Origin of the sequence: Pseudoalteromonas sp. FUC4, assembly GCF_008370255.1 — a bacterium.
Classification (GTDB): domain Bacteria; phylum Pseudomonadota; class Gammaproteobacteria; order Enterobacterales; family Alteromonadaceae; genus Pseudoalteromonas.
The window spans coordinates 219,238-241,931 of record NZ_SEUI01000004.1 but is presented as its reverse complement, the minus strand read 5'-3'; the positions used below and the strand labels follow the sequence as shown (position 1 = coordinate 241,931).

Below are 22,694 nucleotides of genomic sequence, written 5' to 3'. Positions count from 1 at the left end.
AATATTGGCGTTTTTGTGTATTAAATTTTTACCGTGCGACTATTCTATCCCGCCCTGCATCTTTGGCAGCATATAAGCCTAAATCGGCCTCTTCTAGTAATGCCTGTTCAGCATACACTCTGCCCATTTGAGTTGTAGCAATACCTATACTTATAGTAATGTGGTCCGCATTTAATGAGGCTTTATGTTCTATGTTCAAAGCGTTTACAGCATTGCGTAATTTGTTAGCAAACTCCATAGCTTCATGCTTATCCATTCCAGGTAGCACAGCTGCAAATTCTTCGCCGCCATAACGAGCAATAAAGTCACTACCTCGTTCACATTGTGCTGCGAGTGCTTGCGCAACATCCTTTAAACATTCATCACCTGCACGGTGTCCGTAGCAATCGTTGTAACGTTTAAAGTGGTCTATATCCATAAGTAGAACCGATAGCGGTGTGCCATTGCGTTTACTGCGGCGCCATTCTCGAGATAAATTTTCATCGAGATAGCGTCTATTTGGAATTTCGGTTAAGCCATCTATTGAAGCTAGCATTTCTAGCAAATCATTTTTTTGTTTTATAAGTAATTGGTTACGTACCCTAACGCGAACGATAGAAGGACTAAATGGCTTAGTTATATAGTCCATTGCACCGAGCTCTAAACCCTTTGCTTCATCGTCATGGCTGCGATTGGCTGATATAAATATGATAGGAATAGACTGAGTTATCGGGTTTTCTTTAAGTTCTACAAGTACTTGATAGCCGTCAATTCCGGGCATAATCACATCAAGGATTATTAAATCAACTTGCGCTGTTTTTACAAAGGTAAGTGCTTTTTCACCACTTTCAACCAAGAACACGTCGTGTTCTCCTTTAAGTGTTTTTTCAAGTACTAATCTATTGATTGGATCATCATCTACAATAAGTACTTTAGCTCTTTTCGACATCCCTAACCCCTAACCCTTTAATAAAAACAATTACCTGTTCTAACTGCATAATAAGCTCTTTGAGTGTTATTTCAATAGGCTTGTTAGTTGTTTTAATCTCTCTTTCACATAATAAAGCACAGTGTGATAGTCGTATAAAACCTAAATTACCTGCAACACCTTTTATACTATGCACTAAGCGTACCAAATCATCTTTATTGGTTGTTTCTTCAATTTGAGATAATTGTGTTTCACACAAGCTAGCAAACTTATCAATCATAGTATTGAGCAGTTTTTCATCCATACTAAATTGAGTTAAAGCGAATGATTTTTCGAAAAAGCTTGGTTTAACCAAGTTTAAATCGGCAATTGCGTCAATAAGCACCTTAGCAACTACTGGCTTGGTTAAATGTTTATTCATACCACACTTTAAAGAACGCTCAATATCCGCAGGTTCACAATGGGCCGTTAATGCAAAAATAGGTAGTTGTTTTGCGTCAAACTGTTGACGAATTAAAGCCGTAGCTTGGCAGCCATCTATTTGAGGCATTTGCACATCCATCAATATTAAATCTGGCTTTAAAACGTGTAGTAATTCCATGCCAATCGATGCGCTTAAAGCCGTAACAACACTTACGTTTGCTTGGCGTAATACACTACTAATTATTTCTAAATTAAGCTGATTATCATCAATTGCTAATACAAGTAGACCCGATATATCAGCTTTAATTTCAGTTATATTATGTATTGGAGTACAGGTATCGACTTTTGGCTTTTGCACCGTGTTCAAACTAAATAACCTTTGCCCTAACGCCGATGCTTTAACGTGATGCGCTGCTAGATGCTCACTCGTTGGTAAATTAAGCGTGTGCTGATGATTAATGATAATCACCGATGTTTCTTTAGCTGACAACGAATCATTAATCGCTTCAATATTTAACAGTGCTGGTAGGTCAGCAGCATCTATTATTATCTGCTGAACATTGGAGAGTTTAATTGGGTATTTTAGTACTTCATCTAAATTAATATTAGCAAATTCTTTATATGCATTTGTTATTTGTTTAAGCTCTTTGCTTTGCTCAGATAAAATAGCCAAAGTGTTAGTCGGTAACATCGTGTTTTTACCCGTATCAACTAAAAAACTAATGCTGAAATAAAACTCACAACCTTGGCCTTTTTTACTCTTTAAAGCAATCTCCCCACCCATTAACGACACGGCATGTTTAACAATCGCTAAACCGAGTCCAACACCTTGATGTATGCGTGTTGAAGATTCATCACCTTGCGTAAAGGCGTCAAATAAACGCCTCTGATCGGCTTCATCTATACCCATACCGGTATCAATTACTTTAAAGCAAATATGCTGTTGCTCTAGGCTATCGCTTTTAATGAGTTCCATTTTTAAAGTAATGGAACCTGTTTTTGTAAACTTAACAGCATTAGTTAATAAGTTACCTAATATTTGCTGTAAACGAATACTATCGCATATCAAATCAGGCGCTATTAAAGGGTCGATATCAATAACAAATTCAATACCTTTTCCTTCGCACAATGGAGCCGTTAGACTTTCGCAGATATCCACCAGCTCAACCATACTAAAAGATGCTTGTTTTAAATCAGTTTGCGAACTTTCTATACGTGCAAAATCAAGCATTCTATTGAGCATTAGTAATAAGCTTTGTGCAGCATGTTTTGCTTGGTCAGTTTGCTGTAATTGCTTTTGAGTTAACCCTTGCTCAATTAGCATATCAAGCAACCCTAAAACTGCGTTAAGCGGGGTGCGTATTTCATGGCTTAAATTGGCTATAAAGCGGCTTTTAGCTAGAGTTGCCCGCTCAGCATCTAGTTTTGATTTAGTTAGCGCACTCACATCCTGAATGTGAATAACATAATAGGCTGGATCGCGGTTTTCATCCCATACAAGCGATACACTCAGTTGCAACCAGCTTGCTAGCCGCCCTTGCGATAAAGTTAAGTGGTACACGCGTTTTTTATCATCTAGTAATTGCGCTAAAGTACTTTTTACTTGCTGCCATTGAGAATCATCAAATAGTGCTTTTAACTGCTCCCCCACAAGTACTGGATGTTCAGAAAACTGCTTTCTTGCTGCTTTATTTACTTGTAATATGGTGTGCTCTAACGAAAGTAAAACCACACAATTAGCTGCAAATTCAATCGCACTTCTAAATTTAGATTCTGACGCTTTTAAAGCCAGTAATGTTTGCTGTTGCTCGGTAATATCACGGCCAATCCCCATAGTTCCCAACAGGTGTTGGTGCTCATTGTAAAAAGGGGCAATAGTAAGTTGATACGATTTCGTATCGGTTTCTATTCGCTGTTCAACACTATTTCTATTTTGTAATACTTGTTTTTCAAGCGTATTTATTTGCTGATCGTTGTCGCCTAAATCATCTACATATTTACCGACTAACGCAGTTTGATCTTTACCAATGTATGCTTCAAATGCTTTATTGCATCCTAAAAATGATCCATCAATATTTTTAAAATAAATAAGATCAGGCACACTGTTTAGCATCGTGTTGAGCAAAGCTAGGTGGCGCTCTTTGGCTTCGTAGCTGCGGCTTAGTTTTTCTGATTGCAGCTGAACTTGGTTATCCAGCGCCTTATTCGCACTTTGTAACGAATCAACCAATTCTTTGTTTTTATTAAATACGCGTTTAACTTTAGAAAACCAAGGCTGCCAGCTCAACGGTACTTTGTAGTTTAGCTGCTCTTGGGGTTGTGTACCGTTATTCTCAAGATAGGACATCAAGTGAGTCATTGGTTTTATAAAAATGCGCTGACTTAACCAAAAAAACACGCCAAACATAATGCTTAAAAATAGCGTTAAAAATGTAAACTCTAGTAATATCTCATACTTAATTGAGCTTATTAATTGAGGTTTGTGCTCGTAAAATGCTGCATGAATGGGTAACTCACCCATAGGCTGCATAAAGTAATTACTATCACTAGTTAACACAGTTTTTTGACTCTGATGCTCGGCCAAGTCTGGCCAATAATTTTTTAACGCTGTCGCTTGCTCTATTAACTGTTTAGAGCTGGCGATAATTTGATGTGATTGGTTCATAAAAACGTATTCACCACTACTCGGTGAGACCTTTTTTAACCACCCAGAAATTGCCTGAACATCATAAATTAAAATAATGTAATCGGCTGAGCCAGTGCTTCGTTGTCGACCAATAGCAAAATATGATTTGTCATTAACTTTAACAATAGGACTTGAAGTAAGTTTGTTTTGCGAAAATTTTGGCTTAAATTTTCCATTTAGAATTTCAGTAAGCATTAAACTTTGGCTTTTATTGCGCCTACTTACATAAGCAAAACCATTATCATCAACATACGCTACAGCAGATAACGACTGCATTAACGCAAGCGTTGTATTAAACGAAGGCCCTAATGTAATAGCCTTTTGCCACTGCATTAATGCCTTAGCAGATAACGCAAACTCACCTTTACCTACAATTTCAGTACTTTGATCAATAAAATGACGATAATAGTAACCATCATACTGATTTATGCCTTCGAGCAAATCTTGGTTTATTTTTGGATAAGTCGTTTGCTCGTACAAGCTAAACATTGTGGTAAGTAAATTACTCACCGATTCCATCCCGTGAGTAACCTGCGCTGAAACATTCGTAAAATCGGCTTCACGTTTTTCAACTGCACGTTCAAGCTTTATATTATATAAGTGTAAACACAGTAAAAAAGCAGCAATCAATGGCACTAACAGCGCAATAAATAATGAACGATAATAATGCTTCAGAGGTAAAAAATTCAATATACTGCCTGCCATTTGGCTCGAAAATCAATCGATAGACTATCGAGCCAATTTGTTAAGCGCAAGTTATAAATTCTCTTCTGCAAATGACGCTAAGCGACTACGTACAACACCGTTGAGGTTTATAGTTGCGCTGCCTTCAAAGTTTTTAAAGCGCTCTACTATGTACGTTAAGCCCGATGTTACTGGTGTTAAATAGTTACTATCTATTTGCGCCAAGTTACCCGTACAAATTAATTTAGTACCTTCGCCGCAGCGGGTAATAATAGTTTTTAGCTGAGAAGCCGTTAAATTTTGGCTCTCGTCTAAAATGACCACTGCATTTTGAATACTACGCCCACGCATAAAGTTAACCGACTTAAACTGTACATTCGCCTTCTCCATTATGTAGTTTCGGCTCGATATCGGGTTTTCGTCACCTTTATGGAGTACCTCTAGCGTATCGGTAATGGCTGCAAGCCAAGGCGCCATTTTCTCTTCTTCCGTGCCTGGTAAAAAGCCGATAGACTCTGCTATTTCTGGCGTATTACGGGTGACGATTACTTTATCGTAAATACCTTTCTCGATTACCATTTCAAGCGCACTGGCAAGCGCTAATAAAGTCTTACCGCACCCTGCTGGGCCAGTTAAAATAACAAGCTCTATACTTGTATCGAGCAGCGCATCAAACGCCATTCCTTGATAAATATTTTTTGGCTTAACGCCCCATGCTTGTTGATGCATTAGGCGCTCAACGCCAATATCTTTTAGTGTTATGTGCTCGTTATCGTAGCATTTAACACGCGCCGCAAACTGCTCCCCTCCATCAAGTAAATATTCATTACAAAATACATCAGGTATTAAGTTTTTAGGCACATCATGAAACGTATCACGTCCGTGTTGCTGCGTATTACACTCCCCTACATGGTCCCAAAAATCCCCTTCAATTTTTTTATAACCACTAGTGAGTAAGCTTATATCGTCAATAAGTTGGTCGGTGCGGTAATCCTCAACATATTTAAGCCCTGCGCCTTTGGCTTTTAAACGCATGTTTATGTCTTTTGTTACAAGTATTACTTTTGAATCGCTGTGCTGCTTTTGTAAATACACAGCGCAATTGATAATACGATGGTCGTTTTCGTTACCCGGCAGACCAGAAATAGAGTCGGCAAATAAATGATCGTTTACAATAATGAGGGTACCTGCAGAGCTCGCTTTTGCCTTTTTGTTACTCGGCAGCGCCACGCCTTGTAGCATTTGTTCAGGCGTTGCATTTTTAAGTACTTCATCTAGACCACGAATAGCGACCCGCGCATCACGGCTTACATCGTGTTTTCTGTCTTTTATGTGGTCAAGTTCTTCAAGCACCGTCATTGGGATAACAACGTCATGCTCTTGAAAAGACAAATAAGCGAGTGGTTCGTGAAGTAGTACGTTGGTATCTAGCACATACATTTTACTTTCAAGGTTCGAAGCTTTTTCCATAGCACTTTCCTTACGCTTTATGATTTTTATGCTATACCAAAATAACTAAGTAAAACGGGCAAAACTTAAACCTGCAATACTTAATTGCCAAGGCATAATGTAAGTTTAGTCTATTTGTCATAAAAGTCCGTTTTATTACAAACTGTAATTAGTTTTTATTTACTTAAAAAAAGAGCCACATATAAGTTGTTTTAATAGTAATAATTAACACTTACAAAATTAATTAAAAGTGAGCCAAATAGCGCCTTGCAGTGGTGTTAGCTTACAGGTAACATAGCCGCCTTTTTCATCATAGACGAGACATACATGAATTTTTCCTTAGGTCAGCGTTGGATCAGTGATACAGAGTCAGATTTAGGATTAGGCACCGTTGTTGCCATTGAAGGCCGTCAGGTCAGCATATTATTTCCTGCCAGTGGTGAAAACCGTGTTTATTCTAGTGCAGAAGCACCTGTTACCCGTGTGGCATTTAATCCTGGCGATGTGATCAAAAGCGTTGAAGAATGGGAATTAGAAGTAGAGTCTATTGAAGTACAAGGCGAGTTACTTTGTTATCACGGCACCCGTGTTGATAATGGCGAAACAGCTAAACTTAAAGAAACCTTTTTAGATCATTTTATTAAGTTTAATAAACCACAAGATCGTTTATTTGCAGGCCAAGTAGATCGTTTTGATCGCTACACACTTCGCTACCAAACGTGGCTACATAAATTTGAACGTGAACAATCGCCTATTAAAGGCTTAATTGGTCAACGTGCTAATCTTATTCCGCACCAGCTTTATATTGCCCAAGAAGTGGGTAAACGTTTTGCCCCACGCGTACTTTTATCAGATGAAGTAGGCCTTGGTAAAACAATTGAAGCGGGCATGATACTACATCAACAAATTATTAGTGGCCGTGCAAGTCGCGTACTCATTGTTGTGCCAGAAAATCTACAGCACCAATGGTTAGTAGAAATGCTACGCCGCTTTAACTTACGTTTTTCTATTTTTGATGAAGAGCGCTGCGACGAAGCGTTTGCCGACTCACCAAACGTGTTTGATACTGAGCAACTAGTACTTACCAGCCTTGAGTTTTTAACCAAGAAAAAACGTTGGTTTGAACAAGCAACGCTTGCTGATTGGGATCTTTTAGTAATAGATGAAGCACATCATCTAAGTATCAATAACGGCAAGCCAAGCTCAGAGTATCAACGTATGGCAGAGCTTAGCCAAGATATTCCGGGCCTTATTTTGCTTACAGCAACGCCTGATCAACTTGGTCACAGCAGTCACTTTGCGCGTTTACAATTACTCGATCCGGATCGTTTTTACGACTATGACGTGTTTAAAGAAGAAGAAGCTAATTATAAAGATGTAGCGCAAGCTGCAAATCAATTACTGCAAGAGCAAGGGCTAGACGACGCAGCCAAAGCCACGCTAATTGAGCTATTAAAAGAAACCGATATTACTGATATTCTTGAAAAAGTACAGCAAGGTGATTTACCAGCACGTAAAGAAATACTTAACATGCTACTCGATCGCCACGGCACGGGTCGTATATTATTTCGAAACAGCCGCAGCGGCATTGATGGCTACCCAAGTCGTAAATTACACGCCTACCCAATGGCATTACCAAAGCAGTATAAAACGGCTATGTCGGTTCTTGGTAATATGGGCGGCATTCAAAACCCTGAACTAAGTGCACACCGTGCACTTTTTCCTGAAAAAATATTTCAAGAATTTGAAGGCGAAAGCGCAAGCTGGGGCTTATTCGATCCACGTGTAGATTGGTTAATCGACACCCTTAAAACACTTAAGCGTGAAAAAGTACTGCTTATCTGCGCTAAAGCTGAAACAGCTATCAGCCTTGAGCAAATACTGCGTGAACGCGAAGCAATTAAAGCGTCAGTATTCCACGAAGGTATGTCGATTATTGAGCGTGACCGCGCTGCTGCATTTTTTGCAGACGAGTACGATAATGCACAAATATTACTGTGTTCAGAAATAGGCTCAGAAGGTCGTAACTTCCAGTTCTCGCATCACTTAGTGTTGTTTGATTTACCACTGAACCCAGATTTACTAGAGCAACGTATTGGTCGATTAGACCGTATAGGCCAAACGCAAGATGTGAACATACACGTGCCATATTTTGAAAACACCGCTCAAGAAGTACTGCTACGTTGGTATAACGAAGGTCTAGATGCATTCGAATCTACATCAACAACGGGGCAAATGCTTTATAAAGAGTTCCGTGATGACCTACTTGAATATATTTCTGCGCATAACTGCGATGAAGACGAACTCGATCCATTACTTGAGCAAGTAGCACAACAAAATGCAGTACTGCGTAAAAAAATGGAAAGTGGACGAGATCGTTTACTAGAGCTACATTCATCGGGTCAAGGTGCTGCAGATTCGCTTGTGACTGAAATAGAAAAACTTGATAACCAGTTTGAATTACCAAGCTACATGATCAACGTGTTCGACACATTTGGTGTAAGCCAAGAAGATAAAGGTGAAAATACCATTATCTTAAAACCAACTGAACATATGTTAAACCCATCATTCCCATCGCTTAAAGAAGATGGCATGACGGTTACCTTTGATCGCGACACGGCACTTTCGCAAGAAGACGTACACTTTATCAGCTGGGATCACCCTATGGTGCAAGGCACCATGGATATGATTTGTGACGACGACTTTGGTAGCGCATCGGTGGCTTTACTTAAAAACAAAAAACTACCACCAGGTACTTTTTTTGTTGAGCTTATTTTTGTTGCAGAAGCAATGGCACCAAAAGTACTACAAGTTGGTCGCTTTTTACCGCCTACACCAATTCGTATATTGCTAGATAAAGCAGGTAATAACCTAGGTGAAAACGTGGCATTTGAAGGCTTTAATCAGCAGTTATCTGCCGTTGGCCGCCAAACAGCAAGTAAGCTTGCCGGTGCATTGCAAAGCGCTGTTCACCCGATGATCACTACCGCTAAAGATATGGCACAAGAAAAACTTGAAGTTATTCGCGCAGCGTCACTTGCTAAAATGCAAACGTCACTCAGTGAAGAGCAAGAGCGACTTGTTGCCCTTAAGCAAATTAATCCGAATATTCGCCAAGAAGAAATTACCTTCTACGATAAGCAACGCAACGACCTAACTACGTATATTGAAAAAACGCAGTTACAACTTGATGCAATTCGATTAATAGTGGTTTCACACTAAATATTTAGTTTTAGTCTTTTGAGCCGACTCCGTAGTAAATTTAGAGTCGGCTATTAAGCCTTAATTGATATAAATAGCTGTATCTTTTTAAACTTCATTACAAAGCCACGTGTTCTTATTCTGTAGTGAGCCAATTCTACCCTTTTAACTATATATTAAGCCCTTTGTTGGACTGTTGATTTTGCCCAACATAACCGTGTCTAAAAACTCAAGCTGCACTGTATACAACTATTCTGTGAGATAGCTGCCAGGTTTATTTTCCCTTGCATAAAGTTGTTTTTTTGTTAACCTACTCGCCTTCCATTTTAGTCTTTTTGAGGTGTTTATGGCGTTTCTATCTCGTTCGATATTGGCGTTGTCCATAGCGCTCTCAAGCAGCAGTGTCTTTGCTCAAGCCCAATGCGATGTTGAATTACGTCATGGTTTAATTATTACTGACGATGCAATTCGCATATTAGATAAAGGCCAAACTCGTGTACAAATTAATAACAATAACCAACTGTTTATTCGCGGTTATTGGGTTGATTTAAGCGATGACGAAAGCAAAGTACTCGAACAGTTTAGTAATGGTATTCGCCACACAGTCCCCGAATTAGTAAACCTTGCTACCGATGGTGTTAACTTAGGTTTAAGCGCTATTGAACACGTAGTTGAAGGTATGTCAGACAAAGAACCTGAAGTACTTAAAACACAACTGCAGTATGTAGAACGCGCGCTAATGGATAAGTTTAAGCGCGGAGATGACTTCTTTTTTATAGCCCCTCAATCACTTTCGCAAATAGATGATTTTTTTACTAAAGAGATCAGCCAACAAATTCACTCTGCTGTTCATGGATCGTTAGGTGCTATTTTGGTATCACTTGGCGATGCGTTTAAATCGCGTGAAGGTAATATAGAAGATCGCATTAACGACATGGGGCAACGCATGGATATTATCTCAAGAGAAATTGATAAGTCGCTACAAAAAAAGGCACATCAATTAGAGCTTAAGGCTTCTGAGTATTGCGAATGTTTAAATGCACTCGATGTAACCGAGTCTCGCTTACAGGCAATAGTACCTGGCATGGCTGATTACGATTTAGTGCAAATAAAATCTTAGATTACGTATTCATTTTTATAATCAAATAACACCGAGTATAAATATACTCGGTGTTTTGCTTTATGATTGATTAAAAATAAGCGCTTCTACTTTTTATTCTAAATTGGTGAGCCCGGTGGGATTGGCAGCACTTTAAAGTTATTTGGCCATTGTCCTTTAATTAAAAACTGATTTACTTGCTCAGCTAAATATTGCTTAAATGCACTCTCGCCAATACTTGTATGGCTCAGCATTGAGTTTTGGTTAAAGTCTTCACTCAATTTAACTAAGTAGTAACGTAACTGCGCCTGCACTTCAGGGCTTGCACTATCGCTTGCTACTAAATCAGCCATGGTTTTCGCAGTTAAAAATTGCACGCGCTGAGTTATTTTACCTGTCATTGTATTAGGTGATGACACGCTAAACACTTGGCCATATAGCTCCTCAAGTAACTCATCTAAACTATAAAAGTCATTACTACGTGCTTGTTGCTGCGCTAGGCGGTTTAAACGTTGTGCATTTAATAAAAGCGACAAGCTATGCTGCACTGCAACCTCGGGTAATGCCATTGCATCGAGCGTTAATCCTGTGCGTCCAACTATGCTCTCGCGCGACTTAGACTCGCCATACGCTTTTGGCGGAATTAGCGATAGTACAGATTCAGGAAGTAATAAGTTACTGGGCTTAAGCGTTGCAAAAATAGCGTTTACCGCTTCTTGCTGTGTTTTTTTATTAACGACTTGTGCACCTTTTATGGGTGAATCACCACGTGTTTCGTATTCGTAATCAACACCGGCTATAAGCTTAACCGCAGCCTCAACCTGAAAACGGTGAAACAGATAAAGCGGAACTAGTTTTTCCTCTAATTGCGATAATGAATCGCCCGTTTTAATATTATTAATACCAAACTGCGAAAGCGCTTTTTTACGTACGTCGAGTACTCTTAAAAGTTCCTGCGAAGGATTAGTGCCGTTATCCCATAAATGAGCTGTTGGATGCGCGCCACCTTTAGCACGAGCGTCGCTATCTGATATAAACTCAAGGCCTTTGGCTTTATTTTCTTTTAAAATAGCAGCGAGTTCTGCGCTTTCATCTTGGTTAGTGAAATCGCTATAGCCGTATTTAATTACTTGGGTATCCCATACGCCCATGCCTGTTGCATACCCGCGCGTTACATCAAGCTTACCTTGTTCATTAAAACTAAGTAGCGGATGTGGGTAATCCATTACAGAAGCTCTATCACCTACCGATGCCGCGAAGTTATGAGAAATACCTAACGTGTGGCCAATTTCATGTGCACTTAATTGACGAATACGATCAAGCGCCATAGCTTGTAAGTTTTTAGCAACTTCATTACCTTTTAAATAAGGAGCAGCGAGTGCTTCAGCTATTAAAATATCTTGGCGAACACGCAATGAGCCAAGTGTTACGTGCCCTTTAAGTATTTCACCTGTACGTGGGTCAATTACAGAACTTCCGTACGACCAACCACGCGTTGCACGGTGTACCCATTGAATGACGTTGTAACGAATATCCATAGGGTCGGCGCTACTTGGCAGCACTTTTACTATAAATGCATTTTTATATCCTGCAGCAGTAAATGCGTCGTTCCACCACTTTCCACCTTCAAGCAAAGCGCTTTTAACGGGCTCTGGAACGCCAGGATCAAGGTAATAAACAATTGGTTTAACAGGTTCACTAATAGGTAAACTTGAGTCCTTTTTAGTTAGACGATGACGCGGTATATAACGCACATACATTGATTCGCCAAGCGGCGCTGCGTAATCTTTATGTTCTATACTCCAAAAACCTGATTGCGGATTAAACTTACGAGGCGTGTAGTTATCATCTGGTAATTGAATCAGTGAATGGTGCATATGAACAGTAAGCGCATAAGGGTCGGCACTTACTTGGCGAACAAATTCACCTGGTTTTGTGCCTTTAAATGTAAGTACAGCTTCAAGCTCGGTGTTTTTTACAAATGCTTTTGAGCGATTCATATAAACGGCGCTACGTGATTCATCAAGGCTAAAGTTCCCTTGCTTACGTGCAGCAAGCGTGCGGCTTACACCGTGTACATCACTTAATAAATAAGGCGTGTAATCAATAAGTGCTGTGGCTTTATCTTCTGCGACCACTTTAAAACCAGCAAGTATACTTGATGCAAACGCTTCTTTAATACTTTGCTGTTCAGCCTTATTACTTGTGTTGGCACGATAGTAAGTATTTACAGCCCGCAGCATTACTTTGTCGCCAAAACGCTCAAACTGCACAAGGTGAGTATTACCAAGTTGACCTCTGTCAAGGCCTATGTCGTTAGAGCCAATACCGTAAGGCAAGCTTTGCTGCAGTAAAAATTGTTGTTCAAACTTATCTACTTTTAAATATACTTTTCCGTTTTGGGTATCGTAAAAAAACGAATAATAGCCCGGAAAATGATTCATTTGCGTAGTAAATTCATCAATTGACTTAATTGCTGCGTGCGCTTGAGTTATGATAGAGCACAGCACAGTAAAGAATATGTAACTTAGTAGTGGTATTTTTTTCATAATCTTATCTTTGTTATTTGTGTTTTAAGTACGATTAGGTGGTCCCATTATAGGGTGCTATTTAAACAATACAGTTATTTAAGACGAATTTCAGCGCTCTAAGCTAATCTCTCTCACATTATGATTGGTTTTAACACGTTATCAGGAAAATAGAATGCGTAGACTCCCTCCAGTATTACTTGAAGATGGTTGTTCAAGAGAACTTTTATCATTAATTCGAACAGTTTTAGCGGCATGTAAAGAAATTTCGTTTCGCGTTGGTCAAGGCGCGCTTTCTGGCGTATTAGGCTCAACCCTTGATGAAAACATTCAAGGTGAAACTCAAAAAAAGCTTGATGTATTATCTAATCAGCTGTTAAAAGATATTTTGCTGGAATCAGGTACGGTTAAAGCAATTGCCTCTGAAGAAGAAGACTACACAGTTGCCGGTAATCAAGACGCTAAATACATAGTTGCATTTGACCCACTCGATGGCTCATCAAATACCGATATTAACTCGCTGGTAGGTACTATATTTTCGATTATGGAAGCGCCTGAAGGCTCAGATGCAGCTGATCAAAGCATATTTATGCAGCCTGGCCACAAACAAGTGGCTGCGGGTTACGTGCTTTACGGCCCATCAACTATGCTTGCCCTTACAACAGGTAAAGGCACTCGCATGTTTACCCTTGATAAAACCCAAGGTAGTTTTTTACTAACACAAGATTTTGCAAGCATTCCTGCTGACACAAATGAATTTGCAATTAATACGTCTAACCAACGCCATTGGCAGCCAGCTATGCAAAACTACATCGATGATTTGCTAGCAGGCGATACAGGCCCGCGCGCTAAAAACTTTAATATGCGCTGGATTGCAGCAATGGTGGGCGATGTACATCGCGTGCTTAGCCGTGGCGGTTTGTTTACTTACCCTACAGACACCAAAGATCCTAAAAAGCCAAATAAATTACGCCTGCTTTACGAAGCAAATCCAATGGCTATGTTAGTAGAGCAAGCTGGCGGCATAGCATCAACCGGTACTGAGCGTATTATGGATATTCAGCCTGATGCAATCCACCAGCGAGTAGCCGTTATTTTAGGTTCTAAAAACGAAGTCGAAACGTGCTTGGGATATCATAAATAATCGCTTAAAACGATTATCCTCAATTTAAAAAACCGCATTCAATTGAAGTGCGGTTTTTTGTAGGTGAGGTTTTGTACCTCGCTTTTAAACAAATCAAACTTTTACTAACGCAACTATTTGAGCAAGCTTTTGATGATTAAGCACTCCCATTTGCTCGCTATTACTGAGCGCATAAATAAAACCTTCGTACTCAGCACAATCAATGTCATCTCGCGATTCAATTACGTTTGCCCAAAGCTCTAAATCATCTAAGTCTATTTCGTTACTTAAACAGCGCTTAAGTACATCAATTAAAACCTCGGCTGAGAGAGTATAATGAGTTTGATTGCTATCAGCAGGGCTTGAAACGATAACCGATATAGCTTCGTCCCTTTGCTCACCAAATGTAATAAATTCAGCTAATGCTTTTTGTGTGTTCATAATATTTGTTATTCTTGGCTCACTGTTACTAAAAAGAATTATAATGACTCAACTTAACTGCACTCAGTGTCACAGCACTCTAACGTGTAATGTAGACGATATATCAACGTGTTGGTGCAATGAGCTGCCGGCTATTTTACCGCTAGATACCACAGCAACAAGTTGTTTATGCCGCAAGTGCACGATTAATAAAATAAATACTTTTTTAGAGGGTGTTTATACACAACCTATTAAAACCCAAATAGACTTTGCAAAGCAATTTAGAGGTAACGACAATTTAATTGAAGGGCTCGACTACACCATGCAAAGTGGTTACATGATATTTAGTAAGTGGTTTTTTTTAAAGCGTGGTTCGTGCTGTAAAAATGGTTGTAAAAACTGCCCTTATGGTTTTAGAAAGTAAAAACTATTTAATACAAATACGAGCAAACATTGGTTTTTACCTTCTCATTTTATTCACTTCTCCTTGTGAGTAATATTTTAAATACTGTTATTCACAAAGAGGTTTAGAGGCGCTGCGTTTTTAACGTGAGCAAGCTTTACATATCCAACACATCTACTTTTCTCCTGTGGCGATGGGTAATGAATCACTTGCACCCCACTCACTCCACGAGCCATCATAAACTCTTAAATTACTGTAACCACATTCGGTAGCAAATAACGCTAAAACGCACGCCGTAATACCTGAGCCACAGCTAAATTGTAACTGCTGCGCATCACCGATTACGTCATTAAATATCGCTTTAATTTCGGCAAGTGGTTTAGCTTCACCTTTATTAAGTAAATCCATAAAAGGTAACGAGCGACTATTTGGGACATGCCCGCTACGCATGCCTTTTCGGGGTTCACTTTCTTCGCCTGTAAAACGTTTATAAGCACGTGCATCTAGCAATACAGTGCTGGGCTCATCAATTGCGTCAATCACTTGTTGGCTATTGATAAAACACGCAGAATTATAGCTTGCCGTAAAATCACCTTTACCTAACGATTTGCTATAACCTTGCTGTGTGGCGTAACCACTCTCTAACCACTTTTTAAGGCCACCATGTAGTACTTTTACGTTGTGATGCCCCATAGCTTTAAACATCCACCACGCCCTTGCTGCGCTAAATAAACCGCCATCTTCGTATACAACTATAAGTGAATCGTTATTTACACCTGCATTTTGCATAGCTTGAGTAAACTGCTTAGCGCTGCAAACTGTACTTGGTAAGGGGTTTGATCTATCTGCCAACTCGTTTTTTATGTCAAAACGTCTAGCGCTTGGCAGCATAGCTTGCGGCGAATAAGTACCTAAAACACCAGGGCGCAGCATGCCTGCATCAAATATCACTAATGCAAGATTATTAAGTTGCTCGTGTAATTGCTGACAGCTGATTAGGTTTTTCATTAGTTTTCCTTATTGCCATGATACTTAGCAAACTCATCATTACCCGTAAAACGCGCTTCAATCGCTTTAATGTGTTTATCTTCAGTGTGTTTCCAAACACCAGGAATGCAATATACATGCTCAATAAAACTAAAAAACTTATCCCTTAATAATGTGTTTGGTTGCCAGCCTTGCACTACTTCGTTCATATTCTCTGCTAGTTGCTCTGCAGTGCTTGCATGCTTTACCAAACCCTCAATGTTGTAACAGGTTTGTCCAAGTGTTAAAACTCGTTTATTTAGTAGTAATGCTTCTAAGCCGACCGTTGAATTAATCGTTACTACCGCTTCAGCGCACTTAATCAAATCACTCGTTTGATTTCCATTAGCAAAAACTGCAATCGAGTCTTTTTCATAAAGATGAGCGTAATGCTTATGCCACGACGGATGCTCTTTAAAAACCACTTTTAAACTTGGATCGTTTAAGCTTTTGAGGGCTTTAATCACTTCCTCGTAAAACATATCCATGGAATCTATCCAAGGCGAAAAACTCGCTAACTGAGTATCGTGAGGGACCTGAAAAGGTGCAAATATATAGCGTTCTGGCACATCGGCGCATTCAAATTCACAGCGCTTTTTATGATCAGCTCTTGGAATTAAATCCGGCGCACAAAAATTTAACTCATCTTGTGGATCAAAATTTAAGTAAAAAGAAGGGTCGCGGCTTAATGATGCATTATAATTTATACCACTAGGGTCTAAACTACTTGTACCGGGAAGCAAGCCATTCTCATAATAAAATTGCTTAATACCTAATGCTTTTGCAGCCATAGCAACTGTGGTATTTGGAAGTTTATTACCATTCCAGGTAACAATGCACTCAGGATTAGTCTCGGTTAATAAGGCAAAATACTTAGCGTATCGTAACCGTTCAAATAAAACTAATCCTGCAGTATAAACAGCAGTAATAACAGGGTTATTCCAGATAGCATTACGTGCTCTTTTACGTTTTAGTTGAGAGTTAACTACATCAGTAAAATTAACTTGAAACGCATTTTTTAAATATTTAACAGCAGAAAGCTTAGGCGCTCCCATGATATGTAATTGGCAATCCATCGACAATTTTTTGATTATTTTTTTATAGTATTTTGCATGTACATTTTTGCGAGAGATAAATAGATAAGCCATACAGGATATACACGTCAACTATTGTTTCTATTGTAATAATGCCATATAGACAATATTTAAAATACAAAGTTCCCTTGTTTGTTAACTATTTTAAAGGCATTGTTAATATTATATTTTTATAATTTCACTACGAAGAGGAGCCATTCTAGAAAGAATATCGTTTTGTAAGCTATGGCTGATATTTTGCTCATTCATTGCACTTATAAGTAAATCAACTACACGGTTAAAGTCTTTCTCTGTAATATGCATACCTGTATGAATAGCCACCATAGAGTCGCCATCGTATGTGCATGGGCCCTCAACTAACATACACATATGAGTAATAAAGCCTTGACGAAAATGTTCTATATTACTGTGTTCAAAGTAATGAATAACTTGCTCATCATTACCTATCTGATAAATAAAACTATCGACTATTCGAGCCAAGCCCGCTTTACCGTCTAGTTTTTGATAAAGTGATAACTGAGTTGAGCTCGCGCACCCGCAAAGTAATCCGATACAGATTAAAAAAATACTAATGTTTTTCATTACCAATACCCTGTTACCGATAGGTACCAACCTGTTTGATCGTCAGCCCCTGCAATACTCCCTAAATCAAGATAAGCAGCCGTTACACTCACATGCTTATTGGGCATCCACGCTATAAATAAATCTTTCCAATCTTGCTCACCTAAGTTTAGGTTATTTGATTTTTGACGATACTCAATACCAACGGCAACTTCGCGACTAAAAAATAGTGCTGTACTGCCTTCAAATAACACTTTTCCGCTAGCATTTTCTCCACCGTAACCCAGTAAACCAAGTTGATTAGCTTCGCTGTATCGTGTAGTTACGTTCCAAAACCAGTTGTAGCCAGCAATAGCCCCTAAATGTAATTTACTAGCAGCTAGGTAGTAGTCAGTGCCGCTAGTCTCTTCTGCACCTACAAGTGTTGCAATACTGCCATCATCCAGTGATTTATGTTGAATACCTAAACTTAGCTGCGGCCAATCGCTGTAAACAATATCGCCGTACAAACGTATTTTAGCACCTGTAATTGATTGCTCTATTTCGGTATCAAGTGCTGGTACATCAAAGCGCTGTTGGGCATAGCTCAGTTCAACACGATTAAATAAATTAAGCTGCGCACCACATACATCAAGTGTGTAGTCGGTTACATCTGCGCGGCTACAAAAGCCATTTACCGAAAATTCATCATCACTTGCGTACCCAGCAAGTTGTGCCCACGGTACAATCCCCCCGCCGCCACTGCCTTCTATTTGAGAAACTCCCGGCGTAGCTAACAGTTTTCCATTGCTTGCAATGCTCGGCACACTAACTATTAAAAACAAACTTGCTAATAAGTACTTAATTTTTTGCATAGTATTCCTCCAGCCATTCTTCTAATAGCTCTGCTTTTAAAGGCCTACTTAAGTAATAGCCTTGTGCATGGTCGCACTGCATACCCCTTAGTAAATTTAATGAGCCAAGCGTTTCAACCCCCTCAGCTACAACCGAGAAACCTAGCTGATGCCCCAACGTAATTGATGATTGCACTATAAATTGATCTTTTTGTGATTCATCAAGCTTTAAAATAAAGCACTTATCTAGTTTAAGCTCATCAATAGGCAGCATTTTTAATCGGCCAAGTGAAGTTTGCCCTACACCATAATCATCTAATGATATTTTAACGCCAATTGCCTTAAGATTTTCAAGCGCTTTAATACCTTTTTCTTCGTTTTCTATCATATCGCGCTCTGTAAGCTCAATAGTGATCAGCTTAGGATCTACTTTGTACTTTTTAAGCGTGCGAACTAATGCAGCATGAAAGCCTGGAAATGCTATATCTTGCGCAGATACATTTATTGCAGCCTGTAAGTTTATATTTTTAGATTGCCAATCTGCGACTTGTGCAATAACCGTATTAACTACCCACGCGGTTAGCTCAACGATAAGCCCCGACTGCTCCGCTAAGTCAATAAATAGCTCGGGATTAACCCAGCTTCCGTCTTTTCGTTGCCAACGAATAAGTGACTCAACTTTATCTATTTTTTGCGTTTTCATGTGTAGTTTAGGCTGATAAGTCATAAATAACTGGCCATCGTCACCACTAATTGCCTGCTTTAATTCATCAAGCATTATTAAGCGTTCTAAATGCGCTTCGTCCTCACCATTTTGATAGTGATGTATGCTTTCTTGATTATTGGCTGCACTTTCTACTGCAATTAATACACGGCGCATTAAGTCATCACTCGCAATACCTTGCGTAGGATACTGCACAATGCCCGCACTGAAGCGTAAATTAATTTTAAGTGTTTGAATTGTATAGCACGCTTGTAATTGTGCCATTAAACCCACAATACCGCTTTTTTGCTCACGTACTGCAGCAGTCGGAAATACCGTTAAAAACTCATCGCCACCAATGCGTGCATGAAAGCCCCCTAACTCGTCCGAAAATTCACTTATTCTGTAAGCGACCGCCTTTAGGCAGTCATCACCGATGCGCGGGCCTAACTTGTCGTTAATATGACGAAGACCTTTTATGTCTATTGCAACAAGCGTGTACTCGCCTGATGAATCTAGCTCATCATCAAGCACCTCAAGCATTGCTGAGCGGTTATAAAAGCCTGTTAGGGAGTCGTGTCGGGCTTGAAAGCTAATTTGTTGCTCGCGCTGATTAATGTCGTTACCCATGCTATCAAACGCGGCTACTAAAGTGTCTATTTCGGTACTTTGCCTTCGCCCTTTAAATTCAAATGCATAATTACCTTGCGCAAATTGCCTTGCTATTACAGCTAATTGAGTAAGTGGCGTAGTTAAATTATTTGCAAATATACTGCTCGTTACTACACCCACAAACATAGTTAAAATAGCTAAAATAATAAGTGTAAAAAGAAGTTTTTCGAAGTCATTATAGCTTTGTGTTAAATCAGCGCTCAGTAAAATAATTATGGGATGAGTCAATAACGATGGTAGGTCTATATCGCGGTTACGGTACACCAAGTATTCACCAAAAAAGCGTGACGTGGTTACAGTGCTAAAATAGTTAACCGGTTCAAATTGCTCAGGGCGATTAGCTAATGAGCTAATAACAATATCGTCAGCACTGCCTATAAAACTTACATCCATGCCTGTTAAGCTTTTTAGTTCATGGGCTACATTGCCATCAATTTTAAAACCCACCAAACTATAGGCTACTGTTCGCGGCGCTCTTACTGGTAATAAAATAATTTGGTAAAGCTCGTTATTTAACACCACAAAACTAGACTCTTCTGGCGCACTTAAAAGCTCTTCCATCAACGGCTTTAAGTCATGTGCAAAAGCATCTTCATTTGTATTAGCCGAAATTAACTTACCCGATAAATCAAGTAACAGCATTAATTCAGCATCAATACGTTGGCTATGGTTGAATAGCACACTGCTTATTGTTCCAGCATCTCGCGTAGCTACAGCTTGCTTAAAACCAAAATCGGAGGTGAGTACTTTTGCTGCGGTTAGTAGTAAGCTTTCTTTTGATTTCAAATATTGCTTATAAACATTTTGCGCTACAGTAATATCTTGATTTACTTTTTGTTCTTGAAATTTACTCGTAGACCACCAAAAACTAAATAAGCTGACCATAGTGGTTAATAACACTAAGCCAACACATAAAATGGTTATTCGATTTCGTAAACTATTAGTCATTACCAACCTTAAACTTACTACCAAAGGTATTTCTAGGTGCTGGGGTTGATGTGTTTACTGTTATTTGTAACTGTTTTTGAGAATTGATTGTTATCATTTTTTTATTCTCCAATGGTGCTGTTTGTAAAGAATGCCACACACTCATTTGCGCAGGCAGCGTATTAATAGGCAAACTAACATAGCCTTTTTTATCTGTTTTATATACGGATTCACTACTCGCTACATAGATATAGCCAACCATAGAATCATGAATATTACACCCTAAAACAACAACACCTTGTTGCTCAAACGTAATGGGCTCTTTTGGTTGCCCTGAATATAATCTTAGTTGAAAAGGCTTAGCTTGTGAAAAAGAATAAACATGATGGCGAATATTATCGCTGTTAGGAAAGTTAACTTTTTGACCCTGTTGTACAACTAATAACTCGGGTAAAAACTGCTTATGGACTTGATCCATTATAGCAATGGGCAAGTTTGATGGTGTGCCTTGTTTGTCAGCAATATTAAGCTCAACCACAGCACCTGATAACTTTTGGCCGTGTTGATCTTTTATTACTAATTCAATATTTGCACTTAAAGCAAAATGGCTAAAAAACAATCCTATAGCTAAAAAGTAATAACTTTTAGCAAACTTTTGCAATGCCCGTTCAAACATAACAACACCTAAACATTAATGTTAGGTTAAGTTAATTAGAGACGAGCACTAATTGCAAGAATTATAGCCCAGTAACTAAAAATAAAGGTTTAGTTACTGGCTTTATTAGCACTTAAGTACTGTTATTTAACTATTAATCCGTAATCATTATCTAAAATAGTAATAACTTCTTGACGAGGATCTTCAGGGATCACAATATCTCGGCCAACAATTTTACTCGCTATGCCAACATAGGTATTTGACACTTCAAGCATTACTGATTCAGGTAAAATATAATCTTTAGCTAATTGCTCACGCTCACTCATCCGATCTTTATTTAATAATACGTCGCTCTCTGGCACGTTATTAATAAGTAATTGGCGAAAACCTTCTTTAGAATTTTCAACTATTTTACCGTCTTTATAAGCAGCTTCATCCCAAATACGTGACGAATCAGGTGTGCCTACTTCATCAATATATATAAGCTGTTGCGCGCCATTTAAATCCTCTACATAACCAAACTCAAATTTAGTATCTACAAAAATTTGCTCAAGCTTCGCTAGTTCATCACTAATTAATTTAAAACCTTCAACTAACAGTTTTTCGTATTTGGTTACATCATCTGCCGATTTAAAGTTAAATACATCTAAGTTATTAGTAATGTTAGCGCGAGTAATATTTACATCATCAACAGATGGAATATCAGCAACGCCTTCAATAATACCTTTTGTTGATGGCGTAATTAAAACGTTATCAAGTTTTTGGTTTGCTTTTAAACCTTCTGGTAATTCAATACCACAAAAGTTACGTATGCCTTTAGCGTAGTCACGCCACATGCTACCCGTAATATATTGGCGAGCAATTGCCTCTACTTTTACGGTACTGGCTTTGCGTACAATCCACACATACGGATGTGGAATATCAACAATATGATTACCCGCAAGGCCCGCTTTATCAAATAACTTAAACCAATGGGCTGCAACTGAGTTTAGCGCTATACCTTTACCTGGTACGCCATTTAAACCGTTTTCGCCTTGCCAAATGCAATCAAATGCAGAAATTCGGTCTGAAATAACCATAATCGCAAGCTCAGTACCTGTCGGTACTTGGTAGCTTTTGTCTTTGATTAATCGAGCGCTGTCTTCATCAGTTAACCAATAAACTGAACGAACTTTACCGCTGTGTACTTCACCTTTGGTACGGATGGGTAAATCATCGTTTACGTCTAAAACTTTATAGCTAGTCATGCTATCTCCGGGGTTAGGGATGCTCTTCGAGCAAAGTATGGTATGGGGTTATA

The 22,694-nt window shown here is 39.0% G+C and carries 16 protein-coding genes; 4 read left to right on the top strand and 12 right to left on the bottom strand.

All coding sequences use genetic code 11. The features are described 5' to 3' along the window. Positions 1-28: 28 nt before the first annotated feature. From EU510_RS13305 to EU510_RS13295, 3 genes are read right to left on the bottom strand one after another with little or no spacing between them, the layout of a single operon-like run. A complete protein-coding gene (locus tag EU510_RS13305; RefSeq protein ID WP_149593889.1) occupies positions 29-928 on the bottom strand; it encodes a diguanylate cyclase in 900 nt (299 codons plus the stop codon). Continuing rightward, positions 912-4,721 (bottom strand): PAS domain-containing hybrid sensor histidine kinase/response regulator, encoded by a 3,810-nt coding sequence (locus tag EU510_RS13300; protein WP_149593888.1) that lies wholly within the window; start codon positions 4,719-4,721, stop codon positions 912-914. Before EU510_RS13300 ends, EU510_RS13305 begins: the two co-directional genes overlap by 17 nt. A 51-nt stretch (positions 4,722-4,772) precedes the next feature. Further along, positions 4,773-6,170, bottom strand: a complete 1,398-nt coding sequence (locus EU510_RS13295; RefSeq protein ID WP_149593887.1) for a PhoH family protein — start codon at positions 6,168-6,170, stop codon at positions 4,773-4,775. 306 nt (positions 6,171-6,476) lie between these two features. On the opposite strand from EU510_RS13295, the gene rapA reads away from it, so the two are divergent. Both rapA and EU510_RS13285 read left to right on the top strand, forming a co-directional pair. Next, entirely contained in the window at positions 6,477-9,371 is a 2,895-nt protein-coding gene (rapA, locus tag EU510_RS13290; RefSeq protein ID WP_149593886.1) for an RNA polymerase-associated protein RapA, read from the top strand. A 325-nt stretch (positions 9,372-9,696) separates the two neighbouring features. Further along, positions 9,697-10,470, top strand: a complete 774-nt coding sequence (locus EU510_RS13285; RefSeq protein WP_149593885.1) for a YggN family protein — start codon at positions 9,697-9,699, stop codon at positions 10,468-10,470. A gap of 98 nt (positions 10,471-10,568) precedes the next feature. On the opposite strand, the gene EU510_RS13280 is transcribed toward EU510_RS13285, so the two are convergent. Continuing rightward, entirely contained in the window at positions 10,569-12,998 is a 2,430-nt protein-coding gene (locus EU510_RS13280; RefSeq protein WP_149593884.1) for a zinc-dependent metalloprotease, read from the bottom strand. Between the two features lie 154 nt (positions 12,999-13,152). On the opposite strand from EU510_RS13280, the gene EU510_RS13275 reads away from it, so the two are divergent. Continuing rightward, complete coding sequence (locus tag EU510_RS13275) at positions 13,153-14,121, top strand: class 1 fructose-bisphosphatase (RefSeq protein WP_149593883.1); 969 nt, start codon at positions 13,153-13,155, stop codon at positions 14,119-14,121. 93 nt (positions 14,122-14,214) lie between these two features. Here EU510_RS13275 and EU510_RS13270 read toward each other — a convergent pair whose 3' ends face one another. Continuing rightward, positions 14,215-14,541, bottom strand: a complete 327-nt coding sequence (locus tag EU510_RS13270) for a hypothetical protein (RefSeq protein ID WP_149593882.1) — start codon at positions 14,539-14,541, stop codon at positions 14,215-14,217. A 43-nt stretch (positions 14,542-14,584) separates the two neighbouring features. Here EU510_RS13270 and EU510_RS13265 point away from each other — a divergent pair, with 43 nt between their 5' ends. Next, positions 14,585-14,944 carry a DUF5522 domain-containing protein gene (locus EU510_RS13265; RefSeq protein ID WP_149593881.1) on the top strand — a complete coding sequence of 120 codons (360 nt, stop codon included), beginning with the start codon at positions 14,585-14,587 and terminating at the stop codon, positions 14,942-14,944. Between the two features lie 153 nt (positions 14,945-15,097). Here the strand turns inward: EU510_RS13265 and EU510_RS13260 are convergent, their stop codons facing one another. The 7 genes from EU510_RS13260 to EU510_RS13230 all read right to left on the bottom strand — a co-directional run bounded on the left by EU510_RS13260 (position 15,098) and on the right by EU510_RS13230 (position 22,641). Further along, positions 15,098-15,931, bottom strand: a complete 834-nt coding sequence (locus EU510_RS13260) for a sulfurtransferase (protein WP_149593880.1) — start codon at positions 15,929-15,931, stop codon at positions 15,098-15,100. Beyond that, positions 15,931-17,025: a capsular biosynthesis protein gene (locus EU510_RS13255; protein WP_262501230.1), complete on the bottom strand. Its 1,095-nt coding sequence runs from the start codon at positions 17,023-17,025 to the stop codon at positions 15,931-15,933. The genes EU510_RS13260 and EU510_RS13255 overlap by 1 nt, the downstream gene beginning before the upstream one ends. A gap of 180 nt (positions 17,026-17,205) precedes the next feature. Then, on the bottom strand, positions 17,206-17,625 hold the full coding sequence (locus EU510_RS13250) for a group I truncated hemoglobin (protein ID WP_149593878.1): 420 nt from the start codon (positions 17,623-17,625) through the stop codon (positions 17,206-17,208). Further along, a complete protein-coding gene (locus tag EU510_RS13245) occupies positions 17,625-18,458 on the bottom strand; it encodes a DUF3034 family protein (RefSeq protein WP_149593877.1) in 834 nt (277 codons plus the stop codon). Before EU510_RS13245 ends, EU510_RS13250 begins: the two co-directional genes overlap by 1 nt. Continuing rightward, positions 18,445-20,760 carry an EAL domain-containing protein gene (locus tag EU510_RS13240; RefSeq protein ID WP_149593876.1) on the bottom strand — a complete coding sequence of 772 codons (2,316 nt, stop codon included), beginning with the start codon at positions 20,758-20,760 and terminating at the stop codon, positions 18,445-18,447. Before EU510_RS13240 ends, EU510_RS13245 begins: the two co-directional genes overlap by 14 nt. Then, positions 20,753-21,415, bottom strand: a complete 663-nt coding sequence (locus EU510_RS13235; RefSeq protein ID WP_149593875.1) for a methylamine utilization protein — start codon at positions 21,413-21,415, stop codon at positions 20,753-20,755. The genes EU510_RS13240 and EU510_RS13235 overlap by 8 nt, the downstream gene beginning before the upstream one ends. Positions 21,416-21,537: 122 nt before the next feature. Next, positions 21,538-22,641, bottom strand: coding sequence for a phosphoribosylaminoimidazolesuccinocarboxamide synthase (locus tag EU510_RS13230; protein ID WP_149593874.1), 1,104 nt, complete (start codon positions 22,639-22,641; stop codon positions 21,538-21,540). Between the last annotated feature and the right edge of the window lie 53 nt (positions 22,642-22,694).